Raw genomic sequence first — 17,836 nt, forward strand, 5'->3', positions numbered from 1 at the left:
GTCATCATTCCGGGTATGGTCGCATCAGTCGATATTATAACCGGTAAAAAATCCATTCTGAGTTATCTGCTAAAACCGATTATTCGCGCCAAAGCAGAAGCATTACGCGAAAGATAGAAACGATAAAAAAGCCGCAACAGATTATGTTGCGGCTTTTTTTATGGTGAGATGCAGTTAGCTCATTGGCGTTAAAAACATAACACCCAAATTTGTATTACTGACAGTTAAACGAAGACAACTTCCCACGGTTCAACGTCAATTTCCCCTCATTAACCAACTCCTGCAGCACTTTATGGATAGCGCTGCGTGAAATATGGTTCCTGCTTAGGATAAACGTATAAACTGATGTTTTATCACGAATTTCTGGATCAAGAGACCAGATATGCTTCACATGTTCCGTCACGATTTCGCGAATTGTTTTGTGTGAACGCAAATTTTCACGCTGGAAATAACGCTGCAGATGATTAGTCAGAATATCAAATGCATGTATCCATAGGTTTTTCTTGCTAAGCATCTCATTAGCATTAGCCGCATTCATCACCCACATCTCACAGTCTGTGTCACAACGCAGGTAATGAGACATCACATCATTACGCATCTGTGCCAGGCCAAGGATAGCAGGTGCGGTAAAGCTCACCGTAACCAGGTCATTTTCAACCCGGTAAACAGAGACAGAACCTTTCTCAAGATAGAAAATACTTCCATCTCTTTTCATTTCAATGCGCTGACGTTTTTTTCTCAGAGAGAAATAGGCGTTTTCAGATTTTTTAATCTCGTCTCCAATGAGCATTACAGATTCATCAAAATTAAGAATGGACATCAGCTTCTCTTACTCTAGTTATGGGATTGAGATTATCTCCAGGCAAAAAGCCAGGGAGATCACCCTAATGTAAATTGATAACCCACTACCTGGAACGTATATCAATATAGAACATTATGGTAAACCTGCGATTGATAAATCAGATACTGAGGATTGTAGGATGGCGGTTTGAAAAAAAATAGCCTTATAAATTTCCTGCCAAACAATATTCAACATTCATGAACAACCGCATACATCATTATTATTTCATTATCTACCAATGAAATAATCACTCAAAAAAACCACATCAGGGCACGTTATTTTTCAAACAATCACAATTTTCATTCCATAAACAGCAAGGATTAAAAATAACTTGAAAAATAATATATATTAAATACAATGGCCAAATAATTGACACTACAATTACTGTATCAATCTTATCTTTGAACCAAGAAAAATCATATTGCTTATACTTTATAACTTGCATCCAAAGCCATACAACTCTGAATAGCATAAACACTAAGGTTGAAACCCCATAAATACATACTATTAATTGAAATAGTTTATTCAATGGCCATAGCCCCATTGTTATGGTGAGACATCGTCAACGATGAGTAAAGGCGACTGAAATACTCAGATATTAAATTTCATTTTCAAATTTACATTATTGAGAATCTAAACCTGAGATACCACGCCTGCCCTCTCGTGCTGCTCTGTCTGTGAGTATATTTATCTAAAGCCAGAAACGTAATTTTTTTAATCTTTGCACTGTTAACTTTCTCTTTTCAGTTAAAAAAGAAACAACATACAACTATAACGAATTGATTTTAAATGACTTTTATTGTATAAAAATAGTTAACTACTTGTTGATCATACGTTTATTGATAAGACAGGAAGTACCTACAGGGTAAATTCGCTAAAAGGCAGGATTATTCCATGCCACATTGTGCTTATAATAGCAGGTGGAAAACCAGCCTGAGTCAACGAGAGTACTGGCAACATGTCCGAAGCAGATAATCCATGTTATCTCATTGAAAATAAAATATTATTTATACCAGAGAAACAGTGCCTGGTGCATACAGACAGCCATGAACAGATAAAGCTCAAGCCGACAGCCTCATCATGCCTGCTGTTGTTGCTCAGAAATCACACTGAAATTGTTACTCAGAACGAGTTGCTCGCTTTCGCATGGGGTGAAAGCCACAGGCAGGTTAGCTTTAACGCCTTTTATCAAAGTATTCTCTCTCTACGAAAGTCATTTTTACAAATGAATGTAGAGAAGCAAATAATCACTACGATCCCGCGCAAAGGGCTACTCATTCAACAAGAAATAACCATTGAAAAAAAATGGGATCATGTTGTACCTGAGGTTGAGATCGAACTTACAGATACTCCCTCGGTAACACCTAATAAAATAGAAAATAAAAAACTGCCGAAACTAAACCTGGCAGAAATGCTCATTATTATGTTTACCGTACTAATAGTTGGCGCACTTCTCTATCCTAAGATATCCAGCGAGAATTATTTTTCGGGCTATGTTGCCTCAAAAAAATATGATGGCCAATGCCATTATTTTGTTAATGCTGATGCCAGCAACTATTCCCGTCATGAGGGCTTTATCAAGGAACATCCTGAGATGTGCAGTGATAATAAATTTCTCTATATTACAGCTTATCCTGAGACAAAAAATATCTCAGTCATTCTTTGCACTGCCGGTATGGATTTATCACATGATAATTCCTGTCAGTCGGTCTATTACCCTCGGTACGATAGTAAATGAAGATATTCACCGCGATTGCCTCTCTTCGAACACAGACGCGCATCATTTTTGTAGTGTGTCTCGCGATACTTTCCGGTGTGGTGCTATATCTTCATCACCCTTCTGACGAAAACCCGCATACTCTCGCCTGCAGGGCAACTTTGCAGATAGTCAGAGATAAAGCATCATTTCGTGGAATTGTCGATTTCAAATCCGGGGATGGTAAAGGCATTGCACACATTAATGGCATCATCAACGTTACCCCACAAGAAGAGTACACCGTCCAGCGCACCGTCCTCTTTACCCTCGCAGACTATGGCCGCAGCCCGGTTTGGGTATCTCGTCAGATTATCATTTCAAACCGTGAAACAACCCCCGCAGGCATTGTTCAGCAATTTCTTCCTGACTTTTATTTGAAAAGCTCAGGAGTGACCGATATCGATATTTTTGCGTTGAACAAGGATGCTGATCTCATCACTCGTGAAGGTATACCTTACTTGTACTGCCAGAAGTACATGCTACCTGATGATGCATGACTTTCATCCGTAAACTCCTCTCTGTGCATGGATAGATTTGACAAGTCCTGAGCATAACCACAAAAATTTTAGTACTTAAAAGAGAATCAACTCTTTGGTTGTCTTTAATTTATGGAAAAGAATAAAAAAATCTTGAAGATAATAAACACATCGTTATTATCCCACTGCACACTAAGATTATAATAAACATGTACTCCTTTAAGAGTGAACTTTAAGTTAAATATGTTATTTAATTATGATATTTCATTAGTCCTACTCGCAATAATTATTGCCTGCCTGGCTTTTTATGTCTCTTTTTGGCTATGTAAGGCTGGCGCTCGTAAAAAACATAACTGCTGGCCTTTATTCAGCGGCCCAACGATGGGCTGTGGTATTTGGGTTTTACACTATATGGTGATGCAGGCACATCATCATAGTCACATTATAAATTATAACATTAAGATAACGCTGGCCTCCTTAATTGTTGCTATTATTGGTTGCTCGCTTGGTTTTGGTTGCTTTTTATTCAAACGATTGCGCAAAAATCATTATATCTTGCCTGCATTGATATTTTCAGCAACCGCAGCTTCCATGCACTATCTGGGAATGGCTGCAATCCTCAATGCGGGTGATTGGTATGTTAGCAATGCTTATATCGCTCTTTCACTAATCGTTATTTTTATTACTTCATTAGGCATGTTGCGTTTAACTCATCTGATGTTGGTCATGACGAGTAAAAACGATATCTATGCCAACTTCTGCCGATTAGGTGCCACCGTGACTCTTTGTATCGGTGTAGCAATCATGCACTTTTTGGGTACAAGCAAAATGAATATGGCTCCAATGGGCTCATCACCCCTTGCCATGAGTCATGATGATCACATCGAAAATACATTAGCTATGACGATGACAATACTCATCGCTCTGGTATTTATGTTGGCTATATTTATCTGGTTTATTAATTTCAAAGAACACTTGAGTAATGAGCTTCTAAAAAGAGAGTTAATCTCAAAAAACTTGCAGTTAAAACAAATGACCCAACATGATTCATTAACTCAATTACCTAACCGCCTTTATTTACAAAATCATTTAAACACTTTATTTGATAAACAGTTACAACCACTGTTTATTATGTTTATTGACCTTGATGGTTTTAAACGTGTTAACGATGTCTGGGGGCATGCCATTGGTGATGAACTGCTAGTAAAGATATCTAAAAAGCTAAGGAATGTTGTTGGTAACGGAGGGTTTGTTGCAAGAATTGGGGGTGATGAATTCATCATCGTCGTTTGTGAACAAACAAAAGAGGCGGCAATCCAACTGGCAAACAGATTGCTTTCAAGAATTTCAGATAGTTATGAACTCTCAGCAACAACGATTGATTTCTTATCTGCCAGTATAGGGATTTCAATTTATCCAGAGCATGGGCATGACGTTGCTACGCTATTGAAAAAAGCCGATGTGGCGATGTATTACATAAAAGACAAAGGGAAAAACAATGTTATTTTTTATGATGAGGTAACAATGGTATTACCTACATGATGAGCGAGTGTATTAATAGAGCAAGATAGCCGAGTGTGAGTAACACTTATTTTTAAGCAATGGATGCTTGTAAATCATTCCGAACAGTGGAATTAGTAAAAAAGCAGACATTGATGATGAAATTTACTGCATTATATAATAAGTACAAAGACAAATGGTGGGCGTTACCACTTGTCCTCCCCTTCATTCTTTATCCTATAACTCAGTATATGAGTTCTTATGGGCAGATTGATGGTCACGAAATATCTTTCTATTACCTGAACATGGCTTTAACTACAGCCCTTACAATGATTTATGGCTTTAAATCTCTACCTGGAATTATTTTATGCCTGCTTTACCGGGTTTATCCAGAGCGAGGTTTAGAACCTGCATTAATGTCATTGATTCATTATTTTACTTCTGTAGCATTAAGCTGTGCAGGTTATTACTATTTTACTGGTAAGCGCGGGCTTGCTAGTTTTGGGTACCATCAGCTTGCCAAACCACGCATCTTTTGGCTTGTATTCATTAATGCAACATTATTCCTCCATTATTACCATGCAGAGCTCTACCTGGGACTTTTTGGAATAAATGGTGCACAAATGTATGTAAATCCATTCACAACACAAACATTAATTAGTTATCAGGGAATGCTAGTAGGAAACATGACGGGCTTACCAATGTGTTATTTGGTTATCCGTTCAATACGTAACCCTTTATATCTAATTAAATACTTCAAAAAAATCCGCAATCAGGTTGCAGAGGATTTGCGCGCACCGGAACTTATTTCTTTGTTTGGTGCAATTACCATACTCACTGTATTAATGGTTTCACCAAGACATCATACATTAACACTAATGAACTCCATTTATACTTTGACGTTATTGCTGCCAATGATGATATGGGGAACCCTACGTTTGGGCCATGCCGCTATTTCTCTAATATGGTGGACTATATTAATTGTTCTTTGTAACTATTATCAAAGCTTCATACCACCAGGAGCTGATTTTAAATTACATCTTGCAGTAGCATCATCCTGCTTCGCAGCGTTTTCAATAACCATTATCCTTATGGCTATAAATATTTCACGGCAACGCGCCTTGAATATTAAGTCCAAACGATTAATGAGCATCGATCCAGTTTTACATCTACCAAATTTGCTGGCACTTGATGCAGATTTAAACAAACACACTGTATCTGTCTTATGCCAGTTATACGTTCCTGACCTCGAACTACTAGGCCGCCGCTATGGTTTGCTGATGCAAGTTCAATACAAACAACAGCTGGCTCAGTTTTTAAAGCCTGTGCTGGAAAGTGATGAGTTGATTTGTATTAGCTCTGGTCACGATTTAATCGTACGTATGTCCCCATTAAATGCTGAAAAAAGAATCTCTGAACTACATAACAAAGCCAAAAAATTCCGTTATACCCGAGATGGCGTAAAGCTTTATCCACAGATTGGTTGTAGTTACTGCATCATTAATTATCCAGTAGGCCATCTGTATTTATTAATTGGTGAACTACGTGCGCTGGCAGAGATCTCCCTGACGACAAACTTGCCCGTGGATATGAGAAAGCAAAGCAGCCGCCAGGTACAAAATCAGGTTAAAACTAAAGTCGACATGATGAATCAGCTTCAACGTGCACTTGAGTTAGATCGGTTTGTATTGATGGTTCAGCCAATTGAAAATAAAAATGGTCATCGCTACCACGAAGTCCTGCTGAGGATGCTTGGTAGCAACGATGAACTTATTTTCCCAGATACCTTTTTACCATTAGCAAATGAATTTGGCATGTCATCCAGCATTGATCTGTGGGTGCTAAACAACACTATGAAATATATGGATGAAACCCGTCATTCACGGCCAGACCAGTGCTTCGCTATTAATTTGACTCCAGCATCGATCTGCCGAACCGATATGGCACATCTCATTGAAAATATGCTAATTAAGCACGGTATTGCACCTGAACAGATTGTTCTGGAAGTGACAGAAACCGATGAGCTTACTAATAACTTACAAGCAGATAAGACATTGGATGCGCTACAACGTTTGGGCTGTAAAATTGCTATCGATGATTTTGGAACAGGTTATGCAAGCTATGCACGACTGAAAAACATGCAGGCGAACATACTCAAAATCGATGGTAGTTTTATCCACAATATTATTTCCAGCGAAATGGACTACAAAATCGTGGAATCTATTTGTGAGTTAGCAAGAATGAAAAATATGACTTTAGTGGCTGAGTTTGTCGAAACAGAAGCTATTCAGAATGCTCTATTCCGAATGGGAATTGACTATGTTCAGGGCTACTTCATTGGTAAACCTGCGCCTATCGAAACCTTACAGACAACGACTTAAGCCTTAAATCAGGCAGCAGAAAGCACATTTCAAAGGGTTTCTTGTAAGCTATAGAGTTTTTCTGGCCTACAGAAACCCTTGCGATCTGCACCCATTCGCACTTTTCCGCCAGGAAATCGCATCAGTACGTGTCATTGAGTATTAAACCGTAATGGTGTTCTAACAGAAACGTTACGACTGCTACCAGAACGACGTGGGCTCTCGACTAGTCACATCAATAAAATTGTTTTCAAACAATAAGATATACAAACAATCAAATAAAATATCAACACGGAGTTGAAATTTCAACTCCGTGTTGATATTTTATTTTCACGGTGGTGATAATGAACTGACATCTTTTCGGCATACGTGCGGAGAAAAGAACTGTGAACGACAAATTGAGAGAATGCCAATGTCCGATTGCAAGATTAAAGAACAACGCGTCGTTATTTATACCATTATAGTGACACTGGCAGCATATCTTCTGATAACGCTAAGTAGCATATATCTATAATTGAGATACTTTATCTGGTTTGGATATTAAAATGAAGAAAACAAAAAAAATCAATAAACCACAAAACACCCATGGAGATAGACCATTATCGGTCAGGCATAACCTTATTGATAACATTCAAGGGCAGATCTTTGGAATTATTATTATTTCTTTTGGCATGTCCATTTTGCACAGCCTCGGACTCATCACCGGTCAGACCGCAGGACTGGCATTTCTCATTACCTATGCCACTGGAACAAGCTTCGGAATTGTTTTCTTTCTGATCAATATCCCTTTTTATCTTCTGGCAGCCATGAGATTAGGCTTTGCATTCACGATAAATACATTGATGGCCGTGACGTTAATATCTATTTTTACAGGGTTATTACCTTCTTTTATATCCTACAACTACTTTAATCCCCTTGTTGGTTCTGTTTTGGCTGGTCTATGTATTGGTATTGGTTTATTAGGGCTATTCAGGCACAAATCCAGTTGTGGGGGTATTGGAATATTAGCTATCTACATTCAGGAAAAGACAGGGCTCAAAGCTGGCTGGTTCCAGCTGGCCTTTGATCTGGTTCTGTTCTCATCCTCACTTTTCTTTTTAAAACCCCAATTAGTTTTATATTCACTTATCGGCGCTGCAGTACTTAATTTTTTGGTCGCATGGAATCACCGAAAAGAATGGTATGTAGCAAAATAAACAGATTGATGGATTGGAACAGCATCCAATTCTCAACAAAAAATCAACACTTGTTGATAAGTTGAATTTTGTTGAACTACCTTTGAGGCAATGCTACCGTGAATGCCTCATTTTGCATCAACGGCAACCAAGAGACTCCGCTATGACACTCACTCGTTACCCGACTACAAAGCCCTTCCCTTTCTCCGACGTGGTCGAAGCCAATGGCTTTCTTTTTCTGTCAGGGCAGGTATCCATGAGCGCGGATGGGCAGCCAATCTATGGAACGGTAACCGAGCAAACTAATCGCATCATGCAGGCAATTCGCGATGTTTTACAACGTGCGGGTTCAACGATGGAAGATGTGGTCCGTGTGCAGGTTTGGCTGAGCAGTATGGATAATTTTGCCGAGTTCAATGCCGCTTACCGCGATGAATTCCCGCAGGGATTTCCGGCGCGTTCGGTAACCACAAGCCAACTGGCATTTGGTCTGGATGTTGAAATTGAAGTTCAAGCTGTATGCCGTACAGGAACGCCCCATGAATAATGAACGTGAACAACTGATTTCGGTTCTGTCAGGGTCAATTGAGGCGCTTGCAGCAACGCTACCCGCCAACACCGAAGCTGTATTACACGATCTGACTCGGCCAGAAGCCTCGGTTATCAGCATCGTTAATGGCCATGTCAGCGGGCGAAAAAAAGGTGACGCGCTGTTGGCAGGCCCTGAAGAAGATGATGGCTTTTTAGGTTTGCTCGACGAACCAAAAGAGGGTTTATCTTACCAGGTGTTCAGCGGTTATTTTTCGACCACAGCTGCTGGTAAAAAGCTGAGCAGTTCATCAACCATTTACTACGATGCAAATGGCAGACCTGTTGTTGCCTTCTGTGTGAATGTTGACACTGAAGTTGCGATGCGGCTCAAACGAGATCTGGACTATCTAATGTCTATTCCGGGAATGACTGAGACCCCGGAAACGAGCCCATCCGCATTAACGGAAGCATCCGTTGAAGAGTTACTTTCCAGCCTTCGACCAACAGGTTCAGAGAGCACCAAAGAATTCAGGCTGCGCGCCGTCAAAGAAGCGCACGCCATGGGAATGTTTAAGATTAAAGGTAGTGTTAATCAAATGGCTAAAGTCCTCGGCGTGACGCGCTACACCATCTACAACTATCTGGAGAAAATCAGTGAAAAAGAGTGATCTCACCAAGTTGCCTTTCTATCAGGTAGATGCTTTCGCGTCGCAGCCTTTTGCGGGGAATCCTGCAGGCGTGTGCCCATTGACACACTGGCTTGATGATTCTGTTTTGCAATCTATTGCCAGCGAAAACAACCTTTCTGAAACTGCATTTTTTGTATCTACAACAGAGGGTTATCATCTGCGTTGGTTCACTCCTACCGTGGAAGTCGACTTATGTGGACATGCCACTCTCGCCGCTGCATGGGTGCTTTTTAATAAGCTGAATTATTCAGAAAATGTTATTCACTTCTCCACCCGTAGCGGGATTCTGTCTGTGAGTAAAGAAGCGGATGAATACTGTATGGATTTCCCGGCGAAGAAAGCATTGCCAATTGATGAACCAGAAGGATTGCTTGCGGCGTTAGGGCTGGCTGGTAACGTAGAAGGGTTCTGGCTGTCCGACGATATAATTGTGCTGGTGAAAGACAAATCATGTCTGGAGAACCTCAATCCCGATTTTAATAAACTGGCCGTATTCAAAACCCGTGGCGTCATTGTTACAGCGCCAGGCGGCGGCGAGTTTGATTTTGTATCCCGCTGGTTTGGCCCACAGGTCGGTGTGAATGAAGATCCGGTAACAGGTTCTGCACATACCTTTCTGGCGCCTTTTTGGGCAGAGCGTTCAGGTAAAAACGAACTGTTGGCTCAACAGGGGGGCAGCCGTAAAGGCACTCTGCGTTGTTGTGTTCGCAACGATGGGCGCGTAGTACTTTACGGTTCAGCACGATTAATGATTGAAGGCACTTTCATTTTATAAATAATGGCAAAATATAAAAATATATACACCAATATCGTATTACTGACCATTTTTATGGTTCTGATAGTTTACGGAATAGGCCTATGGCTAATGGTACAGATATGATAATTTTGTTTTATACAAAAATTCGTTAGATTAACTTTAGAAACCATCAGCATGGTGTGAGTAATAGCTATACGCTCAGCCATTACGCACAATAAAAACTATAATTTTCTCACAACACAACATCAGCACCACGGATATTAAATGAAGCTAAAAAAAAGTGAAGTTATTACATTAGGGTTAATGACTTTTGCTTTGTTTGTCGGCGCCGGAAATATTATCTTCCCACCCTTCATTGGGATGCAGGCTGGCAATAACCTATGGTTTGCAGTCAGTGGTTTTCTAATTACCGGTGTAGGGTTGCCGGTTCTGGCCATCATTGCTATGGCAAATAAAAATGGTTCACTGGAAGCACTAACGGCACCGGCCGGTAAGATATTTGGACTGATTCTGACATTAATCTGTTATCTGGCATTGGGACCATTGTTTGGAAGCCCACGCACAGCAACTGTGTCCTATGAAATAGGAGTAGCTCCGGCAACGCACGGGGCATTATCCTTGCATTTATTCAGCGTGCTATTTTTTATTGCTGTGGTGCTTTGTTCATTAAATCCTTCTAAGCTTGTGACCATTGTCGGTAAATATCTTTCACCGATAAAAGTGGTGTTATTAATAATTCTGGGTATTTATGCTTTCTGGAATCCTGCCAATAACGAACTCATCACCACGCCAGAGTATGTAGCGATGCCCTTTTCCAGGGGAATGATCAATGGTTATCTCACAATGGATACCCTCGCGGCATTGGTGTTTGCAGTTATTATCATAACGGCTATTCGTCAGCGTGGAGTCAGTCGGTCAAGCTTAATCACGCGGTATTCAGTGATAACCAGCCTGATTGCCGGGCTTGGGCTTGTTTACGTGTACATCAGTCTTTTCTATCTGGGCGCGCATAGCCACTTCCTGGCACCCAACGCAACAAATGGTGCCGTTGTGCTTCAATCTTTTATCGCATATTCCTTTGGGTATAAAGGCACCGTCTTTTTAGCTGTGATCATCACGCTCGCCTGTCTGGTGACAGGAATTGGGCTTACCAGCGCCTGCGCTGGTTATTTGCATCAAATCTTACGCCTGAACTATAAATTGTTAGTCATAATTCTGGCGGGGATATCGTGCGCCATTTCCAACATCGGACTTACTGAAGTTATCAAGTTTTCAGTACCAGCCTTAACTGCTATTTATCCACCCTTTATCGTACTGGTGCTAATTGGGCTGACAAAACATGCTCCCAAAAACATCTGCTTCCCACCTTTGTTGGTTTCATTTGTTTTAGGCATTATACAGAGCATCGTTCCTGATGAATTGACACCTGATTTTATTAAATGCCTGCCATTTTATAATGAAAGCATGGGGCGGATTATACCGACTATCTCAATGTTTATTGTTACCTGGGCTATTACAACAATTCGCGCTAAAAATGCGTCAAGATAAAGTGGAATAAATCAATGTTTGAAGATAATGATTATAAACTTTACGTCATTGTGAACAAAAATGTGGATGTTGCGACCCAAATGAATGCAACAGGCCATCTATGCTCAGGTATCATGCTAAAAGCAAGCGATCCCTGCTTTCACACATATACCAACAGTGACAGTGAGCTAACAGCTTATTTAAACAACTATCCCGTTATTATTTTACAGGCAAAGAACAGCAACCAACTTTCGGTAGCAGCACAGCATTGCCAGAAAGAAAATATTCTTTATAATTTTTTCACCACGACGATGCTGGCGCATTCATCTGAGCAACAAATCCAGGATACGCATGCTACAGCACTAGAAGATTTGGAATTTATCGCCATTGCTATATATGGTGAAACGTCAAAGATAAAACAAATCACCAAAAAATTCTCAGTATTAAAATAGAGGACTTTAAGTCGCATTGGTATCCCGGCTATGGCCAGCAGGCCATAGCCGTTTCGAATAAGAGATCAGAGAATAGAACCTTCGAGGCGAATAAATCCATTATTTGATATATGAATCCAGCACTTTTAACACGACTTCAAGATCTTCCTCTCGTCTAACTTCATCACCTTCATGAACAATGTGCTCAGTAAGGTGACCTTTAATCACTTCCCGCATTAATCCGTTTACAGCACCACGAATAGCTGCAATCTGTTGCAACACAGCGGCGCATTCGTGCGGCTCATCGAGCATTTTTTTCAGTGCGACTACCTGGCCCTGAATCTTATTTGTACGTGCTTTAAGTTTTTGTTTATCCCTGATGGTGTGCGACATACAGCAGCCTCAATGAGTGAAGATTCGGTAAATTGTACCATCGGCATTCTACTGGGGGGTAGTATTAGGTACTGGGGGGGAGTAGAATCTCATCGCTCATCAATTCCTAAGAAGCATTCTCATGAACGATTTTGCAACACTCATTCAGCAGGGTAACGCCTGGTTTTTCATTCCCAGCGCTATTTTATTAGGCGCTTTGCATGGCCTTGAACCTGGCCATTCAAAGACAATGATGGCGGCTTTTATCATTGCCATTAAAGGCAGCATTAAACAGGCTGTGATGCTGGGTGTAGCAGCGACAATTTCACACACAGCTATCGTTTGGCTAATTGCTTTTGGCGGTATGTATCTCAGCAAACAGTTTACTGCTGAATCTGTCGAGCCATGGCTACAGCTTATCTCTGCGTTTATTATCCTGGGCACCTCAATCTGGATGTTCTGGCGCACGTGGAAAGGCGAACAACTCTGGAAGCTGGAACAAGAGATAGAACACCCTTCGCATGATGAAACCAGAGTTATCATTACTGGTCATGGCAATGTTGAACTCTCTATTTTTGAGGATAACCAGCCTTCACACTGGCGATTACGTACTCTGTCCGGTAACAGATGGAAAGCGAATGAAGTCTCACTGGTTACAAATCGTGGTGCAGGAACATTCTCACAGGTATTTAATTTCACGGATAAAGGTGATTACTTAGAGTCTGTATTACCCATTCCTGAGCCTCACAACTTCAATGCGCGGCTTACATTAGGTCATCGCGGTCATGTACATGATTATGATATTGAGTTTCACGATCATCACCATGAGCACTCGGTGCTTGAAGGTATGGATATAAACTCAAAAGAATACCAGGACGCGCACGAACTGGCCCACGCTAACGATATCAAACGCCGTTTCACTGGTCAGGAAGTGACAAACTGGCAGATCCTGCTTTTCGGACTCACTGGTGGTTTGATTCCCTGCCCGGCAGCTATCACCGTGCTGTTGATTTGTATCCAGTTAAAAGCATTTACATTGGGTGCAGCAATGGTGGTGTGTTTCAGTATTGGTCTTGCATTAACGCTGGTGACTGTCGGTGTTGCGGCTGCGGTGAGTGTTCAGCAAGCAACAAAGCGCTGGAGTGGTTTTAGTACCATAGCAAGAAGAGCACCTTATTTTTCAAGTGTATTAATTGCGCTGGTCGGGCTGTATATGGGTATACATGGTTATATCGGGATCACAAATTGAGCAGGTTCGAAAGTGTTTATGCACCAGATAGCTGTTCTTTGATTATTTTTGGGATTGAGAAAGATAGGCACTTGAAGTGTAGCGATCAACAACAAGTTGGGCTGATTCGCGTTTAAACTCTGCTTTAAAATTTCTTTTCTTCATTGAGGCACCTGTAATGTTCTGAGGTGAGCATATCACTTCTGTTCAGATGGCCAAATTCAGTGTGCCACGACACATCAGGCTCATCAATTTCATTCCCAGCTCCAGATTAGGTCTATGAATTCCATTCATAGCGCCTATTTAAGCAGCGTAATTATCTTTAACCGCAACTTCGTTAATCTGTGTATATCGCGTGAAAACGCAATGTAAAGTGCAGCGGCAAGTGTCTACAGCTGGCACAGGTTCTGCGTGAACATGGCGAAAATGATGCAGCAACGCGAGCTGAAAAGGCGCTGCAACAGGCGCTCGCAAACAATTAGGAGCTGTTTATGGAGCATGATCCCAACCGCAGAATGTTAATCACCGCACTTGCCGGGCTGACGCTGGCGAACGTCCCGCTTGCGACAGCTAACACCGGAACCGCAAACGTGCAGGGTAAAAGCCGTGTTCTGGTGGCGTACTTTTCCCGCAGCGGAAATACACGGGTCATTGCAGGCGTCATTCACCGCAGCCTGAACACCGATCAGTTTGAAATCGAACCGGCAATGCCTTATCCGGAAGACTATTTCCAGACCGTTGAGCATGCGAAAAATGAGCGTGAACGAGGAGTAAAACCCGCATTAAAAAATCGCGTTGTAGATATCTCACGCTATGAGACCGTGTATTTAGGCTTCCCCATCTGGGGGACCAGCGTACCACCTGTAGTGCAAACATTTCTCAGCAGCCACAACCTTGCGGGCAAATTACTCATCCCCTTTATTACTCACGGCGGCTACGGTAAAGGAGACAGTGACGACATCCTTGCCAGTCTCGCGCCAGCTGCCCGCCGGGAAAAACCGCTGGTCATTGAATGCGACCAGGAGCGAAGAACCACAGAAACCGTCACCCGTTGGTTAGAGACGATAGGCAGTTAACCATCCGCATTCATGAGCCTGCCAAATAAGGGCTATCAGGGGTACTAAATAATTAACGCTGACAACTCAGATATGATTGCACGGCAAACATAACAGAGGATGTAATCTTGAAGACAATCTTAAAAACACTGGTCATCTGCGTGATGGCGGGTGGTCTGGTGGCTCAGTCGGTATATGCCGAGCCACTGGTCATTCAGGAACAGGGAAGCTTTTCTGCTGGTGGCACTATCATCACCGCACCAGGAACATTTGACGCGAAAAAGCCGCTGGATTCCGCAGGCCAAACCTGGCATGGCGATCATGCATCTGTGTTCTACCAAATCCCGGAGAATCCGCACAAATACCCCCTCGTCATGCTACACGGCGCGGGTCAGTTCTCCCGTACCTGGGAAAGCACGCCGGATGGTCGTGAAGGGTTCCAGAACATATTCCTGCGTCGCGGGTTCTCAACCTATCTGGTCGATCAGCCACGACGGGGCAGCGCAGGGCGCACGACTGTAGAAGGGACTGTTACGCCAAAACCTGATGAGCAGATGTGGTTTAATCAGTTCCGCGTTGGCGTCTGGCCAGCGTATTTTGAAGGTGTGCAGTTCTCTCACGATAAAGAAGCCTTAAATCAGTATTTCCGTCAGATGACCCCAAATACCGGGCCATTTGATGTCAATGTTATCTCTGACGCCATGTCCGCCGTCGTGGATAAATCCGGCCCGGCTATCCTCTTCACCCACTCTCAGGGCGGTGGACCAGGCTGGTACACGGCGATGAAAAATGACAAGGTCAAAGCCATTGTCGCCTTCGAGCCAGGCAGCAGCTTTGTCTTCCCGGAAAAAGAACTCCCAGCCCCTATGCCAAGCGCGTTCGACACGCTGAAGGGTGAGCCGGTGCCGATGGAGCAGTTTATGGCTCTGACCAAAATCCCGATTCTGATTATTTACGGCGATAACATACCGGATAAACCTGTCGCCATGCCCGCGCAGGACAGCTGGCGCGTACGTCTGGCGATGGCTCGTGAGTGGCGTGACGTGGTGAACAAGCATGGCGGGGATGTGACGGTGACGCATCTGCCTGAAGTGGGAATCAAAGGGAATACCCACTTCCCGTTCTCTGATTTAAATAATGTGCAGATTGCTGATTTGGTGAGTAAATTCCTGAAAGAGAAAAATCTGCAGTAGGACGAAATAGTATTGAGCTTTCATTATTGAGGGCTCAATACAAAAATCAATTTTTATCAAAAAAAATTGGAACGTGATGGGCTGCTTTGAGCGAGGAGCGGATGTTAGTCAAATATTTCCGATGGTTTTTCATTTTCAGGCGACCAATAACCACCGCTGCCATGGTAGGTTTCAGCACCCAATACAAACTGAGTACCGCAGTGCTTACAAACAAAATGGTAATCAACTATATCGCCCCATATCATCTTTTCAGCACACTCTTGAAAGCTGTATTGATTCCAGTTATCCGCTGAGTTAATTTCGAACAGAATCCCTTCGCTGAGCGCATGCTTTGCGATACGGATTGCCTTACGTAACTGTTCAGGTTGACGGATAACGTATTTAACACATAAATCCATACACTGTTCGCAACTCATTAAGCAGCCTCCATAATGATGATTTGTTGACGTGGTTTATTCTAATCACTCACCACTGTAAACCCATCAAATTATTCACTACCGCTTCTATGATGTTCTTATGGATTGATGTGAGCAACGTCCGCACCTGGCACAGGAAGTGTATAAACGCTACCTTTGTCATCACGTTTTAGCAGCTTCCAGCAGGTACGGTGCTGCTTACCGTATTTATCCTCAAACGGTGGCATTTTCTGCCCTTCACGGGTCTGGATATACTCGGTGGTACCGTTAACAATCGACGCCCATTGTCCTGCATAAGGGGCGGTTTCATCTGTCCAGCGGGTTATACGCACCGGGTCGTAGGATTTACCGATTTCATCCTTATCCAGCAGGGCGCTGGCTTCGTCAAAACGGGCAAACCATTTCATTGACGACTCTTTTTCGAACTGGAGTCCTTCATATTCTGAGTAAAAATGCAGACCATTGTGTCCGTCATAGCGGATGGGACGAATAATCTGGTTCACCTTCACCAACAGCGGCGATAAACCTTCTGTTTTCATCTCCCCCAGTGGCGGGGGAAGTTCACCGGCTTTAAGAATTACACCATTATTATAAGGAAGCAGGCTGATTTCGGGCGTTTTGGCTAAACGCTGTTTTTGCCTCTCTGCACCGCCCAGTTTTTCCAGCCACGGCGTACCCAGAATGGTGTACCAGCAGGCACCTTTCAGCCCCTCAACGGCTTCCCCGCCTTCCAGCGTACCAAGAGAATCCACCATCACGCCGGAAAAACGCTGCGCCAGGGCATATTCATAGGGGAACATTCGCTCACGGGCATAAGGAAGTGCAAACGACAACCCTGCATAACCACTTTCCACCGTGAAAGTGTCACACAGCCACATCAGCCAGGCTTCATAACGCTGCTTTCCATCAGGTTCTTTCAGCAGTGACAACGGGAGTGTTAGCTTAATGACTGAGCGATCACTGTCATTATGAAAAATTCTTTCCCCCATAATCAAAATGCTGTAATCAGGGGCCAAAAAATCCTTCTCTGCGCTACCCAGATACCAGGAAAAAATCTCCTCGGGGGTGAGTCGAGGATCTCCTGCCGCTTTTGGGCGTAATTTTTTTCACTTATCCCCACCCAGTTTTTGGTGATCGTTTTCTTCAGATATGGCTTAAATTCCTCATAAAAACGATCCACGCACTCCACCATCCTGCGGCGGACTTCTGGCGTATGCCCGTCTTTAAAAAAGACGGTGATAATCAGACCGAGATTGACCGCCGGGCTACCGTCTTTGTACTTCACAGAGGCCTCCGGCAGCCATTTCTCGATGTAGTTCAGATCAAAATCCTGCAATTCCATACCTGCTCCTTTTTAACCGGCTGCCAGTGCCGCTGTACCCGTACCGAGAATAGCCGCCAGTGTTCCCCAGGCGCTTATTGCCAGACGAACAATCAGTAAAAATGCGCCAATAATGGCTTCCGGAATACCCAGCGTTACCACCAGAACGCCGATACCCACGGCGACCAGAATAACGCCAACCGTTTTT

At 42.8% G+C, this 17,836-nt stretch carries 16 protein-coding genes and 3 pseudogenes; 15 read left to right on the plus strand and 4 right to left on the minus strand.

What is annotated here, in order from left to right:
* Window positions 1-117, plus strand: a pseudogene (locus M979_RS23825) (HlyD family efflux transporter periplasmic adaptor subunit); the annotation flags it as partial.
* Window positions 118-214: 97 nt separating this feature from the next.
* Here the strand turns inward: M979_RS23825 and M979_RS13620 are convergent.
* Complete coding sequence (locus M979_RS13620) at window positions 215-820, minus strand: helix-turn-helix domain-containing protein (protein ID WP_064555252.1); 606 nt, start codon at window positions 818-820, stop codon at window positions 215-217.
* Window positions 821-1,799: 979 nt separating this feature from the next.
* On the opposite strand from M979_RS13620, the gene M979_RS13625 reads away from it, so the two are divergent.
* The 10 genes from M979_RS13625 to M979_RS13670 all read left to right on the plus strand — a co-directional run bounded on the left by M979_RS13625 (window position 1,800) and on the right by M979_RS13670 (window position 12,064).
* Window positions 1,800-2,579 carry a winged helix-turn-helix domain-containing protein gene (locus M979_RS13625; protein ID WP_064555253.1) on the plus strand — a complete coding sequence of 260 codons (780 nt, stop codon included), beginning with the start codon at window positions 1,800-1,802 and terminating at the stop codon, window positions 2,577-2,579.
* On the plus strand, window positions 2,576-3,094 hold the full coding sequence (locus M979_RS13630; RefSeq protein ID WP_064555254.1) for a hypothetical protein: 519 nt from the start codon (window positions 2,576-2,578) through the stop codon (window positions 3,092-3,094). Before M979_RS13625 ends, M979_RS13630 begins: the two co-directional genes overlap by 4 nt.
* A gap of 204 nt (window positions 3,095-3,298) precedes the next feature.
* Window positions 3,299-4,615: a sensor domain-containing diguanylate cyclase gene (locus tag M979_RS13635; protein ID WP_157093249.1), complete on the plus strand. Its 1,317-nt coding sequence runs from the start codon at window positions 3,299-3,301 to the stop codon at window positions 4,613-4,615.
* 113 nt (window positions 4,616-4,728) lie between these two features.
* Complete coding sequence (locus tag M979_RS13640) at window positions 4,729-6,954, plus strand: sensor domain-containing phosphodiesterase (protein WP_167350279.1); 2,226 nt, start codon at window positions 4,729-4,731, stop codon at window positions 6,952-6,954.
* Window positions 6,955-7,478: 524 nt separating this feature from the next.
* Window positions 7,479-8,129 carry a YitT family protein gene (locus M979_RS13645; protein WP_083963932.1) on the plus strand — a complete coding sequence of 217 codons (651 nt, stop codon included), beginning with the start codon at window positions 7,479-7,481 and terminating at the stop codon, window positions 8,127-8,129.
* A gap of 142 nt (window positions 8,130-8,271) precedes the next feature.
* A complete protein-coding gene (locus M979_RS13650) occupies window positions 8,272-8,655 on the plus strand; it encodes a RidA family protein (RefSeq protein ID WP_064555256.1) in 384 nt (127 codons plus the stop codon).
* Window positions 8,648-9,307 (plus strand): helix-turn-helix transcriptional regulator, encoded by a 660-nt coding sequence (locus M979_RS13655; protein ID WP_064555257.1) that lies wholly within the window; start codon window positions 8,648-8,650, stop codon window positions 9,305-9,307. Before M979_RS13650 ends, M979_RS13655 begins: the two co-directional genes overlap by 8 nt.
* Window positions 9,294-10,103, plus strand: coding sequence for a PhzF family phenazine biosynthesis protein (locus M979_RS13660; protein WP_064555258.1), 810 nt, complete (start codon window positions 9,294-9,296; stop codon window positions 10,101-10,103). The genes M979_RS13655 and M979_RS13660 overlap by 14 nt, the downstream gene beginning before the upstream one ends.
* Before the next feature lie 246 nt (window positions 10,104-10,349).
* On the plus strand, window positions 10,350-11,633 hold the full coding sequence (gene brnQ / locus M979_RS13665; RefSeq protein WP_064555259.1) for a branched-chain amino acid transport system II carrier protein: 1,284 nt from the start codon (window positions 10,350-10,352) through the stop codon (window positions 11,631-11,633).
* Window positions 11,634-11,647: 14 nt separating this feature from the next.
* Entirely contained in the window at window positions 11,648-12,064 is a 417-nt protein-coding gene (locus M979_RS13670; protein ID WP_064555260.1) for a DUF2000 family protein, read from the plus strand.
* A 99-nt stretch (window positions 12,065-12,163) separates the two neighbouring features.
* On the opposite strand, the gene rcnR is transcribed toward M979_RS13670, so the two are convergent.
* The gene (gene rcnR / locus M979_RS13675) at window positions 12,164-12,436 is read right to left on the minus strand and encodes a Ni(II)/Co(II)-binding transcriptional repressor RcnR (protein WP_034457656.1); all 273 of its coding nucleotides are present in this window, start codon (window positions 12,434-12,436) and stop codon (window positions 12,164-12,166) included.
* Between the two features lie 121 nt (window positions 12,437-12,557).
* Here rcnR and M979_RS13680 point away from each other — a divergent pair, with 121 nt between their 5' ends.
* The 4 genes and pseudogenes from M979_RS13680 to M979_RS13690 all read left to right on the plus strand — a co-directional run bounded on the left by M979_RS13680 (window position 12,558) and on the right by M979_RS13690 (window position 15,891).
* A complete protein-coding gene (locus M979_RS13680; protein ID WP_064555261.1) occupies window positions 12,558-13,664 on the plus strand; it encodes a nickel/cobalt efflux protein RcnA in 1,107 nt (368 codons plus the stop codon).
* 371 nt (window positions 13,665-14,035) lie between these two features.
* Window positions 14,036-14,125, plus strand: a pseudogene (locus M979_RS23830) (carboxymuconolactone decarboxylase family protein); the annotation flags it as partial.
* Between the two features lie 9 nt (window positions 14,126-14,134).
* Window positions 14,135-14,719 carry a flavodoxin gene (locus M979_RS13685; protein WP_064555262.1) on the plus strand — a complete coding sequence of 195 codons (585 nt, stop codon included), beginning with the start codon at window positions 14,135-14,137 and terminating at the stop codon, window positions 14,717-14,719.
* Window positions 14,720-14,826: 107 nt separating this feature from the next.
* Window positions 14,827-15,891 carry an alpha/beta hydrolase gene (locus tag M979_RS13690; RefSeq protein ID WP_064555263.1) on the plus strand — a complete coding sequence of 355 codons (1,065 nt, stop codon included), beginning with the start codon at window positions 14,827-14,829 and terminating at the stop codon, window positions 15,889-15,891.
* Window positions 15,892-15,995: 104 nt separating this feature from the next.
* Here the strand turns inward: M979_RS13690 and M979_RS13695 are convergent, their stop codons facing one another.
* Both M979_RS13695 and M979_RS13700 read right to left on the minus strand, forming a co-directional pair.
* Complete coding sequence (locus M979_RS13695; protein ID WP_034457664.1) at window positions 15,996-16,307, minus strand: hypothetical protein; 312 nt, start codon at window positions 16,305-16,307, stop codon at window positions 15,996-15,998.
* Window positions 16,308-16,405: 98 nt separating this feature from the next.
* Window positions 16,406-17,649: pseudogene (locus tag M979_RS13700) on the minus strand (DUF3396 domain-containing protein).
* Window positions 17,650-17,836: the final 187 nt, after the last annotated feature.

The sequence above is a fragment of the Buttiauxella noackiae ATCC 51607 genome (genome assembly GCF_001654865.1).
Lineage (GTDB): Bacteria > Pseudomonadota > Gammaproteobacteria > Enterobacterales > Enterobacteriaceae > Buttiauxella > Buttiauxella noackiae.